Annotated in this window: 10 protein-coding genes; 8 read left to right on the top strand and 2 right to left on the bottom strand. The window is 77.4% G+C overall.

What is annotated here, in order from left to right; all coding sequences use genetic code 11:
* The first annotated feature begins 34 nt into the window (after nt 1-34).
* The 5 genes from ACZ3YO_RS21930 to ACZ3YO_RS21910 all read left to right on the top strand — a co-directional run bounded on the left by ACZ3YO_RS21930 (nt 35) and on the right by ACZ3YO_RS21910 (nt 9506).
* The gene (locus ACZ3YO_RS21930; RefSeq protein WP_465571728.1) at nt 35-2734 is read left to right on the top strand and encodes a hypothetical protein; all 2700 of its coding nucleotides are present in this window, start codon (nt 35-37) and stop codon (nt 2732-2734) included.
* A gap of 11 nt (nt 2735-2745) precedes the next feature.
* A complete protein-coding gene (locus tag ACZ3YO_RS21925) occupies nt 2746-3189 on the top strand; it encodes a hypothetical protein (RefSeq protein ID WP_465571725.1) in 444 nt (147 codons plus the stop codon).
* Between the two features lie 127 nt (nt 3190-3316).
* On the top strand, nt 3317-4684 hold the full coding sequence (locus tag ACZ3YO_RS21920) for a hypothetical protein (protein ID WP_465571722.1): 1368 nt from the start codon (nt 3317-3319) through the stop codon (nt 4682-4684).
* 98 nt (nt 4685-4782) lie between these two features.
* Nucleotides 4783-8157, top strand: a complete 3375-nt coding sequence (locus ACZ3YO_RS21915; RefSeq protein WP_465571720.1) for a right-handed parallel beta-helix repeat-containing protein — start codon at nt 4783-4785, stop codon at nt 8155-8157.
* Nucleotides 8158-8162: 5 nt separating this feature from the next.
* On the top strand, nt 8163-9506 hold the full coding sequence (locus ACZ3YO_RS21910; RefSeq protein WP_465571717.1) for a S8 family serine peptidase: 1344 nt from the start codon (nt 8163-8165) through the stop codon (nt 9504-9506).
* 90 nt (nt 9507-9596) lie between these two features.
* On the opposite strand, the gene ACZ3YO_RS21905 is transcribed toward ACZ3YO_RS21910, so the two are convergent.
* Nucleotides 9597-10826: a hypothetical protein gene (locus tag ACZ3YO_RS21905; protein ID WP_465571715.1), complete on the bottom strand. Its 1230-nt coding sequence runs from the start codon at nt 10824-10826 to the stop codon at nt 9597-9599.
* A 255-nt stretch (nt 10827-11081) separates the two neighbouring features.
* On the opposite strand from ACZ3YO_RS21905, the gene ACZ3YO_RS21900 reads away from it, so the two are divergent.
* From ACZ3YO_RS21900 to ACZ3YO_RS21890, 3 genes are all read left to right on the top strand, one after another.
* Nucleotides 11082-11486, top strand: coding sequence for a hypothetical protein (locus tag ACZ3YO_RS21900; RefSeq protein WP_465550596.1), 405 nt, complete (start codon nt 11082-11084; stop codon nt 11484-11486).
* A gap of 213 nt (nt 11487-11699) precedes the next feature.
* Nucleotides 11700-12050, top strand: coding sequence for a hypothetical protein (locus ACZ3YO_RS21895; RefSeq protein ID WP_465571713.1), 351 nt, complete (start codon nt 11700-11702; stop codon nt 12048-12050).
* A gap of 134 nt (nt 12051-12184) precedes the next feature.
* Entirely contained in the window at nt 12185-13012 is an 828-nt protein-coding gene (locus ACZ3YO_RS21890; protein ID WP_465571710.1) for a sigma-70 family RNA polymerase sigma factor, read from the top strand.
* 28 nt (nt 13013-13040) lie between these two features.
* On the opposite strand, the gene ACZ3YO_RS21885 is transcribed toward ACZ3YO_RS21890, so the two are convergent.
* Nucleotides 13041-15920 (bottom strand): AfsR/SARP family transcriptional regulator, encoded by a 2880-nt coding sequence (locus tag ACZ3YO_RS21885; protein ID WP_465571707.1) that lies wholly within the window; start codon nt 15918-15920, stop codon nt 13041-13043.
* Between the last annotated feature and the right edge of the window lie 229 nt (nt 15921-16149).

The following is a 16149-nucleotide window of genomic DNA, read 5'->3' as shown; positions in this document are numbered from 1 at the left end:
GACCGGCCGCAACCACCAGAAAGGGGGCCGGCCCATGACCCCGCCGGCATCCGGCACCGCCGAGCGGTCCACGCTCCGCGCGGTGGGCCCGCACCTCGTCATCGCCCCGCCCGACGCGGAGGCGGCCGGACTGGCGGCGGCCCTGGATCCGGTACGGGCCGAGCCCGGCGCCCTGCTGCTGCTCGCCGCGGCGGCCGACGCCGCACCCGTCCTGCTCGGGTCCCTGGACGAACTGGCCCGGACCGCCGCCGCCCGCGGCGCCGACACCCTGGTGCTGGCCGCCTCCGGACTGGCCGCGACCGGGCCGGACGGCCGCCGCCCCGCCGAACGGCTCGCCGGGCGGACGGGGCTGACGGTCGTCGCGCCGGACGCGGTGGTCTCCGTCGAGGAGGACGGCACCCTCGTGGCGCCGGGCGGCTGCTGGTGGCGGTGCCGGCCCGGAGGCGGGCCGGCCGAGGCACTCGGCGAACGCTGGCCGGCCGCCGCGACGATCACTCCGCTGCCCGGAGGCGGCTTCTGGGTGACCGCCGCCGCCCCGGACACCCGCCCGCCCGTACTCGACCGGGCTGCCGCCGCGGGCGGCACCCTCCTGCTCGTGGTCGGCGAGCCCGACGGGCGACTGCCCACCGCCGTCCAACTGGCGAACGCCACCGCCCTCCTGCTCGACACCGTCGGCGCGGACCGGCCTCTGCTCAGCCTCCCCTGGGCAGCGCCGGTCGACCTGATCGAACTCGCCGCGGTGCTGGCCTCCTCGCTCGGCCGCGAGGTGCGGGCGGCCGTCGGCCTCCCGATCGCCGACGCCACCGGCCACCGCACCGTGCACCTGGCCGCCGACGGCACGCCGGGCTGGGAGCCGTACCTCACCGAACTGTCCGCCTGCCCGGTCGGCCGGACGGTGACCGCCGTCGGCCGGCGCACCCGGCCTGGCGCCCCCCAGGACGACGGTCCGGTGCGCTATCCGGCCTTCCCCGGCTGGGAGCTGGAGCCCGTCGCGGCCGGCCTCTGGCTGCACCCGGAGGGGACGGTGGACCGCGGCCCCCGGCTGCGCCGCCCCGACCCCCGGCAGCCCGTCCTGCTCATCGGCGACGCCGGCCGGCCGGTGACCGAGGACGCCTGGGCGCAGCTCGGCGGCGTGCTCGCCGGGCTTCCCCCGCTCGGTGCGGCATTCGCCGTGGCACCGGCCGGTACGGCGTTCGGTGCGACTCCGTTCGGGGCGGTGCCGCCGGGCCCGGCACCCGTCGGGCCGCCCCGGCTCGCGCTCGCGGTGGCGGGCATGCCGGACGTCGCCTCGGACGCGGTCGGGCGGTTCTGCGCGCGGATCCACGGACTCGACTGGCTTGGCCCGGAGGGCGTGGTCGGGCCGGTGGCGCCGGTGCTCGTCCCGGTCTCCGGGCCCGGGCCCGCTGCGCCCGCTGTCCCCGCTGCGCCCGCCGGGCCTTCGGCGCCGGCCGCGCCGCCGTTCGTGCCGGGTCCGGTGACCGGGCGGGTGTCCGAGCCGCCGGCCGGGGCCGACGACGCGACCGCCGTCCTGCCACTCCGGCCGGAGCCGGTGCAGCCGCCCGCCGCGCCTGGTGTGCCCGCCGTCCCGCCCGGGCCGGTCGCCGTGGCCACGACGTCCGGAGCGGCTACGACGACCGCTGCCACGACATCGGGAGCTGCTACGACGACCGCCGCCGCGCCGACGGCCGCGGGACCGCCGGAGCCGGGCGCCGACAGCCTCACCGCGGGTGCCGAGCCGGTGCCGGGGGCCGCTCACGAGACCCTCCCCGAGCCCGAACCGACCCCCGACCCGCAGCCCGCCCCCGAGCCCTACCCGCAGCCCGGCCCCGACCCGCAGTCGGCGGCAGAGGCCGCCGGGGCACCCGAGCCCGGCGCGAACGTGGCGGCCGCGCTCCTCCCCGAGCCCCCCACGCCCCTGCACGCCACGCCCCTGCCCGACGAGACCGGGCCCGCGACCCCGGCCGAGGACCGGGCGGCGCTGGTCGCCGCTCTCGGGCCCGCCTACCAGCGCTGGGCCAGCCGCACCGACGACGCGACGACCAGGCTGCCCGGGCTGCGCTCGGTCACGGACGACGACGACTCCCGGCCCGAGCTGGTCGCCGTCCTGCTGCACCACACCGACGCGGGCGTGCCGGCCGGCCGGGCCGAACTCACCGCGGCGGCGCGGGCGGGGACGCCGGGCCCGCCCGCCGCGTACCTGCGCTGCCTGGCCGCCGGCCTGCGCCGGCTGCCCAGCCACTACGGCGGCGTGCTGGCCTCCGCCCCGGCCGGCCGCACCGACCTGGCCGCCTACGTCCCCGGCACGGTCCTCACCGAGCCGGCCCCGGTCAGCGGGATCGCCACCGCGGGCGCCGAGCTCGGCGCGGACGTCGGGATCGAGTTCGCCATCTGGTCCGTCGGCGGACGCCGTACCTCGGCCTTCGGCGAGCCGGGCGAGCAGCCGACCGTGGTGTTCGCACCGGGGAGCAGCTTCGAGGTGGTGGCCGTCGAGCCGTCGGACGCCGACGCGGGGCGCCCCGCGCGGGTGCTGCTCCACGAGGTCGGTGCCATCCGCCCTGCCCCGGAGCGCCTGCGTACCTGGCTCGGCCGGCGGGACGCCGTCGCGCCCGCCGACCGGATCCGCCCGGCCGCCCCCGACCGCTTCCGCATCGACCTGGGCGGCGTCGGCGGACCGGCCGGTGAACCTCCGGCCACCGGCGGGCCGTCGGAGGAAGGGAGGACCGGCGAGTCGTGAGGAGTGCAGGGATGTCCGAGACGGTGCGGGCGGGCTTCGAGCTCGCGGCGGTGTTCGACCACGTGGATCCGGTGACGGGCCCGGGCTTCGAGCCGGGGCACCCCCGGCTCGCGGCGGGCGCCGAGCGTGAGGCCGTCGCCCGCTACCTGAGCGCGGGGACGCCCGTGCTGCTGACCCCGATGCTGATGGACGACGTGGTGGACCAGGAGCGCCGGGGCGTGGTGCCGATGGGCTACCGCACCGACGGGCAGTGGATCTGGACCGACACGGTGACGTACTACCTCGACGAGTACGGTCTGGCGCCCGAACCGGGCCTTCTGCGGCACGTCCTGTCCCGGGTCGACGAGCCGCCGGCCATTCCGCTGCCGGAGGTGCTGGAGCGGGCGGTGGCGTTCCTGCTGACCCCGCCGGAGCCGGCGGACGCCGCCGTGTGGACCGTCGGGCAGCAGGGCTGAACCTCCACGGCCACGCCGCCCGTACCTCCCCACAGGAGTGTTGTCGAGCCGAGCGCAGGGGATGACGGTGGGCGAGCAGAATCGCGGTGCAGGGGAGCGGGCGACGCCCGGGTTTCAGCTCCCCGCGGTGAACTGGGCCGTGGCGGCCGAGGCCGAGGAGGAGACCCCCGCGCCGGACGGGGAGAAGCCGGCCGCCGCCCCGCCCGGCCCGGGCACCACCAGTCGCACCGCCGCCGGCGCCACCAGCACCGCCGGCAACAGCACCACGCTCGGTGCCACCACGCCGGTGCCCCCGGTGCCCGGCGCGGGCGCCTCCGGGGCCGCCTCCGTGGCCGCGCCGCCCGCCGGCGGCGCGGCCACGGCGATCGCCGTCGCCTCCCCCTCCGACCCCGATACCGCGGGGGAGGCCGAAGCGGCCGGCCCGAAGCCGGGCCGGGTCTCCCGGCCGATGATCGCGGCCGCCGTCGCCGTGGGGCTGGTGCTGGTCGGCGGGTCGGTGATGGCCACCCGGCTCGGCGGGTCCGAGCCGAACCACGGGCCGGCCCGGGCGGACGCCCCGCCCGGCTACGGCCCGGAGAACGGCGACGGCGGCAGCGGCTTCGTCCCCGGGTTCGACCAGCACGGTGCCGTCACGGGCGCCTCGGTCCCGCCCGACGCCACCCCCGGCACGCCCGCGCCCGCCGGGGAGAGCGGCTCGCCCGCGCCCGACCCGGCCGCCGGCCAGCCGGCGCCCGCTACCGGCCCCGCCGCGCCCGCCGGCGGTACCCCGGCCCCCGGCAAGGCCTCGCCCCGATCCGGCGGGGCCCCGACCGCAGCCGGCACCGCGGCGCCGCCCCCCGCGGCCGGTGGCGCGGGTGGCGGGGGCGGGGGCAGTGCCTCCGGAGGCGCCGCTTCGGGCGGCAGCGCGGGCGCCGCCCCGCCGCCGCCCGCCCAGGGGGCGGCCCCGCCCGCCGCGCAGCAGCCGGTCCCGCCGCCCGCCGCCTCCAAGGCCCCCGCTCCCGCCCCCCTGGTCGCGGTGGCCGGCCCGTACTGCAGCGCCAGCGGCACCAACTACACCCCGATCGGCTGGTGGGACCAGGGCGACATCGGCTGGAAGAAGTACTCCGGCGGCTGGAGCAGCGACGACTGCAACGGCACGTACGTCTCGGTGCCGATGTCCGGCGACGCCAACAAGGACGACAGCAACTCCGTGGTGTGGACGTTCAACCTCGGCAACGTCAAGAGCTGCACCCTGTCCGTCTACATCCCGGGCGACAGCGACCTGAAGAAGGTCGGCGGCAAGGCGACGCTCTACACCGTGAAGAGCGGCAGCACGTCCGGCTCCTTCGTCATCAACCAGACCGCCAACCGCGGCCGTTGGGTGGACCAGACGGCGTACGCCTACCAGGGCTCGCTCACCGTCACGCTGCACACCCGCGGCGAGGACTTCGTCGGCCCCACCAAGAACAACGCCCACCACGCGGCCTCCGCGGTCAAGGCCACCTGCACCTCCTGAGCCGGCGCCGGCCACCCGGTCTGCCGCACCCACCCATCCCGGTGCCCCGCTTCGGCGGACCCAGCCGGTGAACCACCCCGACGAAGGGAACCCCTGGCATGTCGCGCCCGGTGCTGACGGTCTGCGCGGAGCAGCGGGAGGCCGGCTCCTACCGCACGATCGGTGAAGCCCTCCAGGTCGCCCGAAGCGGGGCGGTGATCTCGGTGCGCCCCGGCCGCTACGACGAGAACCTGGTGGTCACCAAGATGGTGACCATCGCGGCCGAGGACGTCCGGGGGAGTGTGCGGATCAGCCCGCGGCGCGGCTCGGTGGTCCAGGTCCTCGCCGAGGCGGTCCAGCTGACCGGACTGGTGATCCAGGGGCAGGACGACGACCTGCCCGCCGTGGACGTGCCACAGGGCCAGCTCGCCCTCCAGGACTGCGAGGTGATCGGCAACTCCTGGACGGCCGTGCTGACCCGCCGGCAGGGTTCGCTGGCGATGCGCGGCTGCCGGGTGACCAACCCGGCCGGCGCCGGCCTGGTGGAGACCTCCGACGGCACCAGCGTCGTCGAGGACAGCGTGATCGAGCACCTGGGCACCTCCGCCCTGGTGATCGGCGAGCGGTCCAACCCCGTCGTGCGGCGCTGCGTGCTGCGCGACGCCCGCGGCAACGGCGTCTGCGCCAACGGCGAAGCCCGCGGGGTCATCGAGGACTGCGAGATCTCCGCCACCGACAAGCCCGCCGTGGCACTGGAGGAGCAGAGCACCACACGGCTGGTGCGGACGGAGGTCCGGGACAGCGCACAGGGCGTCTTCCTCGGTTCCACCGCCCGGGTGGTGCTGGAGGAGTGCACCGTCACCGCCGTGCGCGGTCACGGGTTCGTCCTCGCCAACGGCACCGACCCGCTGCTTCGCCGCTGCCGGGCGGTCCGCACCCAGGGCCACGGCCTGCACGTCGCCGGCCGCTCCCGGGGCACCTTCGAGGACTTCGAGGTCACCTCCGCCGCCCAGGCGGGCATCTTCGTCGGGGAGTCCTCCGGACCCACCCTGGTCCGGGCCGTGGTGCGCGACGGCGAGGCCGACGGCGTGGAGCTGAGCGAGGAGAGCGCCGCCGAGTTCGACCGCCTGGAGGTGCGCGACGCGGCCGGCAACGGCGTCGTCGTCCGCGAGGGCGCCAACCCGCTGCTGCGCCGGATCATCGTCTCCGGCGCGTCCGGACACGGTGTCGAGGTGGTGCGGGACGGGCGCGGCCGGCTGGAGGAGGCGACCGTGCTCGACGCGGGCAAGTCCGGCGTCCGGATCGCCGACGGCGCCAACACCTACCTCGGCGGCGGCGCCGTGCGCGGCAGCCGGGCGAGCGGGATCTCGGTCGGCGCCGACGGCATCGCCACCCTGCGCGAGGTCGAGACGGCCGACAACGAGTACGACGGCGTGAGCGTCGAGCGCGGCGGCGAGCTGACCGCGACCAGGTCACGGCTGCGGGCCAACCGCCGGCACGGCCTCCACCTGCTGCCCGGCTCCCGGGCCACCCTGACGGGGTGCCGGCTGACCGGCAACACGGTGGACGGCATCCGCTCGGAGACCACCGAGCCGGTCCGGCTCACCGACTGCGTGGTCGCCGAGAACCAGGGCGCCGGCCTGCGCCAGAGCGAGTCCAGCGAACGGCTGTCGGTCGAGAACCTGGACAGCCGCGACAACCGCACGGCGGACGCCCACGGCACCGCCACCGCCGCGGCGGGAGCGGCCGGTACGGCCGACGCCCCCGAAGGCGAGGGCGAGGCCTCCGGGGGCGCGGCCCCGGCCGGGCCGGACGCCGGCCCGCAGGGCCCGCAGGCGGTCCTGCGGACGCTGGTCGGCCTGGAGGGCGTCAAGGAGCAGGTCGCCACCCTGGTCAACCTGAACAAGCTGGCCAAACGCCGCGAACAGGCCGGGCTGCCGGCCCTGCCGATGAGCCGGCACCTGGTCTTCGCCGGCCCGCCCGGCACCGGCAAGACCACCGTGGCCCGGCTCTACGGCGCCATCCTGGCGGAGCTCGGCGTGCTGCGCAGCGGCCACCTGGTCGAGGTGGCCCGGGCCGACCTGGTCGCCTCGATCATCGGCGGTACGGCACTCAAGACCACCGAGGTGGTGAAGGAGGCCCTCGGCGGGGTGCTCTTCATCGACGAGGCCTACACCCTGTCGGCGGGCTCCGGCGGGACGGGCCCCGACTTCGGCCGCGAGGCGATCGACACCCTGGTCAAACTGATGGAGGACCACCGCGACGACCTGGTGGTGATCGTGGCGGGCTACGAGGCCGAGATCCGCGCGTTCCTCGCCTCCAACCCGGGCCTCGCCTCCCGGTTCAGCCGGACCGTCGGGTTCGCGAACTACAGCGTCGACGAACTCACCACCATCGTCGAACGCGCGGCGGCCGGCCACGGCTACGAACTCGCCGACGGCACCCGCGAGGCCCTCGCCCAGAACTTCGAACGGATGCCCAGGGGCGCCGACTTCGGCAACGGCCGGGCGGCCCGCAAGGTGTTCGAGGAGATGGTCGACCGCCAGGCCTCCCGGCTCGCCGAGCTGGAGAGCATCAACAACGCCGACCTCGCCCTGCTCGTCCCGTCCGACGTCGACGAGCACGCCGCCGCCGCGGCCGCCCGCGCCACCGCGGGCACCCAGCAGCCCGAGGAGCCCGGCCTGCTCGACCGGCTGCGCGCGATGGTCGGGCTCGCTGCCGCGAAGGAACAGGTGGAGGACCTCGTCAACCTCACCCGGCAGACCCGGCGCCGGGTCGAGGCCGGGCTGCCGGCCGCCGTCATCAGCCACCACCTGGTCTTCTCCGGCCCGCCCGGCACCGGAAAGACCACCGTCGCCCGGCTCTACGGCGAGCTGCTCGCCGAACTCGGCGTGCTGCCGAGCGGCCAGCTGATCGAGACCGCCCGCGCCGACCTGGTCGGCCGCTACATCGGCCACACCGCGCAGTTGACCCGGGACGCCTTCGAACGCGCCCGCGGCGGCGTGCTCTTCATCGACGAGGCCTACACCCTGACGCCGCGCCACGGCGCCGGCGGGGACTTCGGCCAGGAGGCGGTGGACACCCTGATGAAGCTGATGGAGGACCACCGCGACGAGGTCGTCGTGATCGTGGCCGGCTACCAGGAGGAGATGCAGGGCTTCCTGGCCTCCAATCCCGGTCTGGCGTCGCGCTTCTCCCGGGAGATCACCTTCGACCACTACAGCGACGAGGAACTGCTCACCATCGTGCGGCTCCAGGCCGAGGCCGGCGGCTACCGCTGCACCCCGGAGACCCTGGCGGCGCTCGGCGTCCGGTTCGCGTCCGTCCCGCGCGACCGGAGCTTCGGGAACGGACGCTTCGCCCGGCAGGTCCTGGAGTCGATGATCACCCGCCAGGCCGGCCGACTGGCCCGGCTGGACATCGCCGACCTGGCCGAACTGAGCCTGCTGCTGCCGCAGGACATCCCGGCCGAGCGGATCGGCAGCTTCCTGTGAGGCCGGTGGCCGCAGTGCTGGCCGGGGCCCTGCTGCTGCCGGCCTGCGGCCTGCTGACGGCGGGTACGGCACTGGCCGACACGCACGGACCGTCGGCGGCACCGGGGTCACCCGGGTCGTCGGGTGCGCCGGCGGCGGGAGCACCGACAGCGGCGGGCGCACCGGCCGACGCGCTACCGGGCGTCGGCCAGCTGCGCCGCGACCCGTCCGGGCGCCCGGCCGGCTGCCTGCCGGCCTCGGCCAAGGGCACCCAGCTCACCCCCTGGCCGCAGACCTTCCTGCGGCCCGACCGGGTATGGCCACTGAGCCAGGGCGACGGCGTCACCGTCGCGGTGCTCGGTTCCGGGGTGTCCGACGGGGCCGGCACGCTCGCCGGGCGGATCGGCTACGCGGCCAAGCTGCCCGGGGCCGGTGACCCGGCCGCCGACTGCGTCGGGCACGGGACCTTCCTGACCGGCCTGATCGCCGCGGCCCGGCGCGACGGCACCGGATTCGCCGGCCTGGCCCCGCACGCCCGGATTCTCGCGGTGGCCGTCACCGACGACACCGGAGCCACCACCGCCGATCTCCTCGCCCAGGGGATCACGGCCGCGGTCGAGCGGGGCGCGCGCGTCATCGACGTGGGCGTGACCGTCCCGGCGGGCAGTGACGCGCTCGCGGCGGCGGTGCGGCAGGCCCGGAGCCGGGGCGCGCTGGTCCTCGCCCCGGTGGCCCCGGACGCGCCGCCCCCCAACCAGGGAGACGCGGCGAAGCCGCAACCGGTCTACCCGGCCGCCTATCCCGAGGTGCTGGCCGTCCGCGACCTCGCACCCGGCGGTGCGCTCCCGGAGGGCGACGGGGCAGTGGTCGGCGGCCGGGTGGATCTGGCGGCCCCCGGCGACGCGGTGATGAGCGTCGGCCCGAACCCGGGCGGCTACTACACGGGCACCGGGTCCAGCTACGCGACGGCGTTCGTGGCCGGCACCGCAGCCCTGGTGCTCGGCTACCGCCCCGGCCTGACCGCGGACCAGCTGGCACAGCGGCTGAAGGCGACCGCCTACCGGACGGCCGGCCCGGCACCCGACCCGGAGGTCGGCCACGGCACGGTCGACCCGGTGGCGGCCGTCACCGCCCTCCTCCCGCAGGAACAGCCGTCGCCTCCCACCGCCGCCGCCGTCACCGCCGGTCCGGCCGCCGTGGCCATGCCGCCCGGCCGGCCGGACTCCGCCGCCCCCCACCAGGCGGTCGTCGTGGCGCTGGGCGCCATGGGTGTGATCGGCCTGGTCGCGGTGGGCGCGGTCGTCGGCCCGCGCGGCCGGGCCCGCGGTTGGCAGCCACCGAGGCCCGAGCAGGGAGCCGGGACCGGGTAGGGCGTGCGGAGCGGTCCTCCGAACGCGTGGGCTTGCGGCGCGTGCGTCGCGAGGAGGCGGCGGAGCGGGTGGAGCGTGCGCAGCGGTGGGTCAGTGCCCGGCCACCGGCAGGCCCGCGGTGGTGGCCGCAGCGGCGTACGGCCTGGCAGCCGCCCACGGGACGGTCGCGGCCAGCGCGTCGCCGACCAGAGCGGCCAGTTCCAGCATCGCCGTCCCGGCCGACGCGGGCCTGCGGTCGGGGGGAACGACGACGCCCCGGCAGCGGGTGCCGAAGTGTGCGACCAGCTCGCGGGCCGGTACCGGGCGATCGGCCCCCGCCGCCGAGGGCGGGCACGGTGTGAAGACGACGGTGCCGCCGCGGACGAGTGCGCCGTGCCCCTGCGCGACCAGGCCCTCCAGCAGGGTGGACACGGCCGCCGCGTCGGCCGCCGAGGTGCTCGCGCAGATCACCAACTGGTTGGCGAGCTCGACGGCGGCCTGCCGGACGTCGTCCGCCGCGGCCGTGGCGTCACTGAGGACCAGTGGGTAGTGGGTGCCCAGCAGCCCCACCGCGTGCCGGTAGCGGTCCGCGTCGAGGGCGGGGGCCCACGGGCCGGGACGCGTCGTCAGCACTTCGAGCCGGTCGGCCGGACGGGTGAGACCGTCCGGCCCGGGCACCGCCGCGAACACGTCGCCCACGGCCCACAGGCTCGCCGGTACGCCCTCCGGCGGACCGACGGCACTCCGGCGGGGGCCCCGGTCCTCCAGGCCGAGGACGACCACCCGGTCCGAGCGGTGACGGGAGAGCAGGGCACCCAGCGTCACCGGGGCACCGGTCCAGCGGTCCTCGACCGGCCGGCCGAGGACGGCGATCCGGTGGCAGCCGAGCAGCGGGGTGCGGATCCGGTCGACCAGAAGCCGTCGTGCCTCCGCGCCGCCCGCGAAAGGCAGCCGCAGCATGCGCGGCCGCTGCGGTGCCGGCGGCTGCGGTCCCGCCGCGGGCGCGAATCCGGCGAACGCGGTGGGTGGTGCCGGCGGCGACGCAGGTCCGGCCGGGGCCGGGGCCGGGGCCGGTGCGGGGCTCGCGGCCGGGGCCGGTACGGGGGCGGCCGGGGCCGGGCCGGTCGGGGGAGGGTCCGCCGGAGCGGGCGGTTCCCCGGCGGCCGCGGCACGGGCGAACAACGACCGTTCGGCGGGCGGGATCAGCTGGGTTCCCAGCGTGTCGAGCGGCCGCCGGGCGACCACCGGCACGGGGACGGGCCAGTCGGCAGGCGTGTAGTCCGGATGGTCCTCCGGGCCGGGGCGTCGTTCCCGGCCGGGGCTGTCGTCCGCGAACGTCATGCCGTGTCCCTCCCGGGGTGTCCGCCGTGTCGGCCCGTCCAGTCAGGAATACGGCTGTCCGCCCGTCCCGGTTCACCCGGCGGCCCGGGCCGGACGCCCCCGTCGGACGCCCCCGCCGGCCCGGGCCGGACGCCCCCGCCGGCTGCTCCCGTCGGCCGCGGCCGGGTGCCGGAGGCGGCGGTGAACCGCTTCGGACGGCGGGCCCGTTGAGCGGATCGGGCGCATGCGGCGCTCCCGTAGCGCTCGGAGGACCAGATGCGTACCACCACGACCCGCGCCGTCCGTACCGTCGGCCTGCTCATGGCCACCGGTCTGATCGGTCTCACCGGCGCCACCTCCGCGCACGCCGGGGACCTGGACCCGACGGAGCCGAAGCAGCCGGCCATCCCCGCCGGGAAGAACTTCGTGCTGTGTTCGTACGGAAACTACGCCTCCTACGCGGTGTTCCCGAAGCGGGGCAACATGTCCACCGCGGTCGCCGAGTCCGGGCGCTGCGTCGGTGTGTCGCTGAGCGGCCGGGGTAGTGAGACGGTCGTGATCTACGGCCGCAAGGCCGACGGCAGCAAGTTCAAGATCGGCACCGACAGCTTCGACCTCCCCGACGGCGAGCGCATCAAGACCCTCAACACCCCCGACAACGACGACTGGACGACGTTCTAGGACGGCCCCGGAAGCAGGCCGGGCGGGCGGCAGGGCGGCGAGCGCCCGTCCGTCCGGCTGCTGTGAGGTTGCCGGCTGTGCGGCCGGCCGCCGGAAATCCGCTGCTGGATCCGGCGGCCAATCGATACCGTTTCCCCGGGGTGTACGGCCAGTGGCCGGCACCACCGAGGAGAGTCGGCATGCGTCCCGGTGCGGGACGGGGGAGGGAGAACGATGGCGGCGGACGGACGGAGACCGGGCGACCTCGTCGCGGCCCTGGTGGGCGAGCGGGTGGAGAGCCTGCCCGGGCCGCCCGCGTTGGCGGTACCCGAGGCGCCGGCGCACGAGGTGATCGCCGTCGCCCGGCGGATCGCCGTGCGCGCGCTGCCGGCGGGGCGGCCGCGTCTGGCTCCCTTGCCCGCGCTGCTGCGGCTCGCGACGGTGCTGGTCGTCGACGAGCACCCGTCCGCGGCGGCCTGGTCGGTGGCCGACCGGGAACGGCTCGCCGAGTGGGTGGCCGTGCTGATCGAGCACCGGGGTGAGGACGGGGTCCAGGAGCTGGTCGGCGCGCTCACCAGGGGCTGAGCGGGCGCGGGGCGCGCGTTGGCGGAATGTTGGTGCACTCTTGGCGGCCCCCGGCAGCCTGGTGTCCGACCACCGGGGGGATTCCGGTCGGTCTCTGCCCTGCCCTTGCCCGACCCGAGAGGTAGCGCTTCCCCATGCCGCCCGTCACCCCGTCACAGCCGGCCACCCCGTCACAGCCGGTCGCCCAGCAGCACCTGGTCACCCAGAAGCACCCCGTCACCCACCCGGTCATCCCGTCACAGCCGGGCCCCCCTCCCCAGTCCGGCATCCTGCGGTCCGCCGTGGCGGCGGGAGCCTGCCGGCCCGCCGAGCCGTCGGCCGCTGCGGACGCCAAGGCCGCCGCCGCGGCCCGGTCCGCCGCCAAGTCCGCCGCGGCCGCCGCGCGCAAGGCCCGTCCGACCCTCGACCCGGACACCCTCGCCGAGATCCACCGCCTGCACGGCGGCTACCTGCTGCGGGCGCTGCTGCGGGTGACCGGCGGCGATCGCGGCAAGGCCGAGGACATCCTGCAGGAGACTCTGCTGCGTGCCTGGCAGAACCCCGAGGCGCTGGCGGCCGGGCCCGAGCAGAGCCGGCCCTGGCTGTTCACCGTCGCCCGGCGGATCGCCATCGACCACTACCGGATGGCCGCCGCCCGCGCCCGCGAGGTGCTCGGCGAGGAGTCGACGGACCGCCCGGTCACCGAGGACCCGTACGACCAGGTGGTCGTCGCCCGGGACGTCGACTCGGCGCTCCGGCGGCTCCAGCAGCACCACCGCGACGTGCTGGTCGAGCTGCACCTGAACGACCGGTCGGTGGCGGACGCCGCCACCCGGCTCGGCGTGCCGCCGGGCACGGTCAAGTCCCGCAACTTCTATGCGATCCGCGCCCTGCGCCCGGTCCTGGCGGCGGAACACGGGTACGGCCCGAAGGAGGCCCGCACCGCGACGGCGGCCCCCGTGCGCCGCGGGGCGGGCGCCTGACGGCCGGGGCCGACCGGCTGACCAGCCGTCAGATTCGCCGGTCGGTCCGCGCGTTCAGCGCCTCTTCGATGACGGTGGCCCGTTCGCTGGTCGCGCCGGCCAGATGGCCGCAGGAGCGGAAGCGGCCGAGCGCCGAGCGCATCCGGCCGACGGCCTCCGGCTCGCGGCCGCGGGCCGCCAGGAAGGTGGCGTAGGACTGTTCGGCGAGGGCCTGCAGGTGCAGCATGCCCGCCTCCTCGCAGGTGGCCAGCAGGCGGTGCCAGGCCAGCTCGCCGGCCTCGTGCCGGCCGAGCGCCTGCAGTGCCTGCGCCTCCGTCAGCATCGACCAGAGCTGGATCGTGGAGGCCGGGAGGCCGGGCAGCAGGCCCCTGGCCTCACGGGCCTGGCGCAGCGCCCCCTCCCGGTCGCCGGCCAGCAGGCTGACCCCGGCCTGGTAGCCGAGCGCGTAGGAGAGGCGCCGGGCGTCGCCGCTCTCCTCGGCGAGCGCCAACGCCGTGGCGGCCAGCCGGGTGGCCTCGGCGGTGCCCCCCCGCAGGGCGGTGGCCAGCGCCAGGGTGGCGAGTGCCCGCAGGTGTGCGGCGCCGTCCGCGGGGGACGTGCCCGCCACGGCCGTGCGGGCGACCTCGGCCGCCTCCTGGCGGCGTTCCAGGCCGAGCAGGGCGTTGGCCACCGCCCCGCGCAGCAGGGCGATGCCGACCCGGTCGTCGCAGGCTTCGGCGGCCCGTTCGCCCGCGCGCAGGCAGTCCAGCCAGTCGGTGAACCGGCTGGAGCCGTAGTAGAGCGGGCAGGCGGCCGCCGCCAGCCGCCAGGCCCGCCCGGGGTCGGTGCCGGCGGTCGAGATGACCAGGGCGCGGATCGCCGGCTCCTCGGCCGCGAACCAGTCGAGCGCGCCGCGGGTGCCGGTCACCGGCGGCAGTGCGACCGGCGGGTGGACGCGCTCGCCGAGGCTGTCCTGCCCCGGTTCCACCTGCTCGCCGCAGTGCCAGACGGCCTCCAGGTAGTAGTCCAGCAGCCGCTCGGTGCCGATCCGGCGGAACCCCTCCGCCTGTTCGGCGAGCAGCTGGACGCCGAACAGGCGGACCAGGTCGGGGCGGCCGTACCGTCCGGGCGCGGTCTCGGTGAGCACATGGTGCGCGACCAGCTCGCCCAGGGTGGCGCGGGCGGCGGCCGGGTCGGTGCCGAGCAGTGCCGCGCTCGCGAGGGCGTCCACATCCCGGCCCGGGTGGGTCGCGAGGAGGGCGAACAGCAGCGTGGCGTCGAGCGAGAGGTGACGGTACGTCTGCTCCAGCGCCTCGCCGACACCGGCCACCCCGTCGGCCTCCAGCGCGCCCAGGCGGGTGCGCTCGTCGGCGAGTTCGTCGGCCAGCTCGGCGATCGTCCAGTCCGGCCGGGCGGCCAGCCTGGCGACCGCGGTCCGCAGTGCCAGCGGCAGCCCGTCGCAGAGCCCGGCCAGCCGCGCGGCGGCCGCCGGCTCGGCCCGCACCCGCGCGGGCGTCAGGCCGTGCTCCAGCAGCAGCAGGGCGTCGGCCTCCGGCAGCGGGGCCAGGCGCAGCAGGGCGGCCCCCTCGGCGACCAGCAGGCCCTCCAGTGATCCCCGGCTGGTGACGACGGCCGCGCACCCCGCGCCGGGCAGCAGCTCGGCGACCTGCTCGGCGTCGAGGGCGTTGTCCAGGACCACCAGCAGCCGCCGCCCGCGCGTCCGGTCGCGGTAGCGGGCGGTCCGCCCGGCCCCGTCCGCGGGGATCTCGGAGGCCGGCACGCCCAGCGCGAGCAGGAACCGGCCGAGCAGCTCCGCCGGGTCCGCCGGGCCGTCCGGGTCGAAGCCGCGCAGGTCGGCGAAGAGCAGGCCGTCCGGGAAGTCCCCGGCCGCGCGGTGTGCCCAGGCGAGGACGGTGGCGCTCTTGCCGACCCCGGCCGGGCCGACCACCAGTGCCGGACCGTCGTCGCCGCGGTCCGGCCCGCACATCCGGTCCAGCCACTGCCGTTCGGTCTCCCGGCCGGCGAAGTCCGCCGGCGGGCGCGGGAGTTGGCGCGGCGCGGGGTGGGCGGCCGGCGCCGGCGCCGTCGGCGCGGGGTCGGCCGGACGGGCCCGGGGCGGCGAAGGCGGCGTGGCCCCGCCACCGGCCAGCACCTCGGCGAGGGCCGCCTGGAGGGCCGGGCCGGGCCGGATGCCGAGCTCGCCGTCGAGCCTCACGCGGGCGCGGTGGTACGCGGTGAGCGCGTCCGCCTGCCGCCCGCTCTGGTGCAGGCACCGGACCAGCAGCGCCACCACCTCCTCGCGCAGCCCGTCGGCCCGGACGCTCTGTTCCAGGACGGGCACGGCCGCCGCGCCGCTGCCCTGGCGCAGGCGCAGCCCGGCCCAGGCGATCAGGGCCCGGGTGTGGGCCTGGTCCAGCTGCTCCACCAGAGCGCGGCGCGGTGCGGTGTCGGGCAGGTCGGCCAGTGCGCCGCCGCGCCAGAGCCGCAGCGCCTGCTCCAGCAGCGCGATCGCCGCGTCGTCCGCGGCGCAGCCGCCGGAGTCGTCACAGCCGTCGCAGCCGTAGGAGTCCGCGCTGCCTTCGTGGCGGCCGGCGTGCCGGTCGGCCCGGCCGGTCAGCGCCTCGAACCGCAGCGCGTCCACCTCGTCGGCCGGCCCGGTGAGCAGATAGCCGGGTGCTCGGGTGTGCAGCACGAACGGAGTCCCGGCGAGTGCTTTGCGCAACGCGGCCACGTGCCCCTGGAGCGCCGCCCGGGCGCTGGCCGGCGGCCACTCGCCCCAGAGCAGTTCGCAGAAGGTGTCGACGGCGACCACCCGCCCCAGCCGCAGGGCCAGCAGCGCCAGGACCGCCCGCCGCTGCGCCCCCGGAAGAGCCGCGAAGTCGGTTGCCCCGGCGCGCAGTTCCACCGGGCCGAGGAGCCGAATCCGCACCCGTACCCCTCACCCTCAGACCACCCCGACCAGGCCCGGGACCGTCCCGGGTGGTGCAGTGTAGTGCCCGCAGGTGTCGGCCGCGCCACGGACGGCGACGGGCGACGGGCGACCGGCCGGCGGCGGACCCGGCGTGGGCCACCGGCCGGCCCGGGCCTATCCTTCGGACGGACCGGCCGGATCGGACGCCCTCGTCGTTGCCCGGGCCCGTCCGGCCGCCGCCGGTCGG

The organism is Kitasatospora sp. NPDC022785 (assembly GCF_055561295.1).
Note: the sequence above shows the minus strand (reverse complement) of the source record. Positions and strands in the feature narration are given on the sequence as shown.

Bases quoted from the DNA above. Each gene is read 5' to 3' on its own strand.
- ACZ3YO_RS21890 (WP_465571710.1), top strand. From the start codon at position 12,185: ATGCCGCCCGTCACCCCGTCACAGCCGGCCACCCCGTCACAGCCGGTC.
- ACZ3YO_RS21930 (WP_465571728.1), top strand. From the start codon at position 35: ATGACCCCGCCGGCATCCGGCACCGCCGAGCGGTCCACGCTCCGCGCG.
- ACZ3YO_RS21895 (WP_465571713.1), top strand. From the start codon at position 11,700: ATGGCGGCGGACGGACGGAGACCGGGCGACCTCGTCGCGGCCCTGGTG.
- ACZ3YO_RS21900 (WP_465550596.1), top strand. From the start codon at position 11,082: ATGCGTACCACCACGACCCGCGCCGTCCGTACCGTCGGCCTGCTCATG.
- ACZ3YO_RS21925 (WP_465571725.1), top strand. From the start codon at position 2,746: ATGTCCGAGACGGTGCGGGCGGGCTTCGAGCTCGCGGCGGTGTTCGAC.
- ACZ3YO_RS21905 (WP_465571715.1), bottom strand. From the start codon at position 10,826: ATGACGTTCGCGGACGACAGCCCCGGCCGGGAACGACGCCCCGGCCCG.
- ACZ3YO_RS21915 (WP_465571720.1), top strand. From the start codon at position 4,783: ATGTCGCGCCCGGTGCTGACGGTCTGCGCGGAGCAGCGGGAGGCCGGC.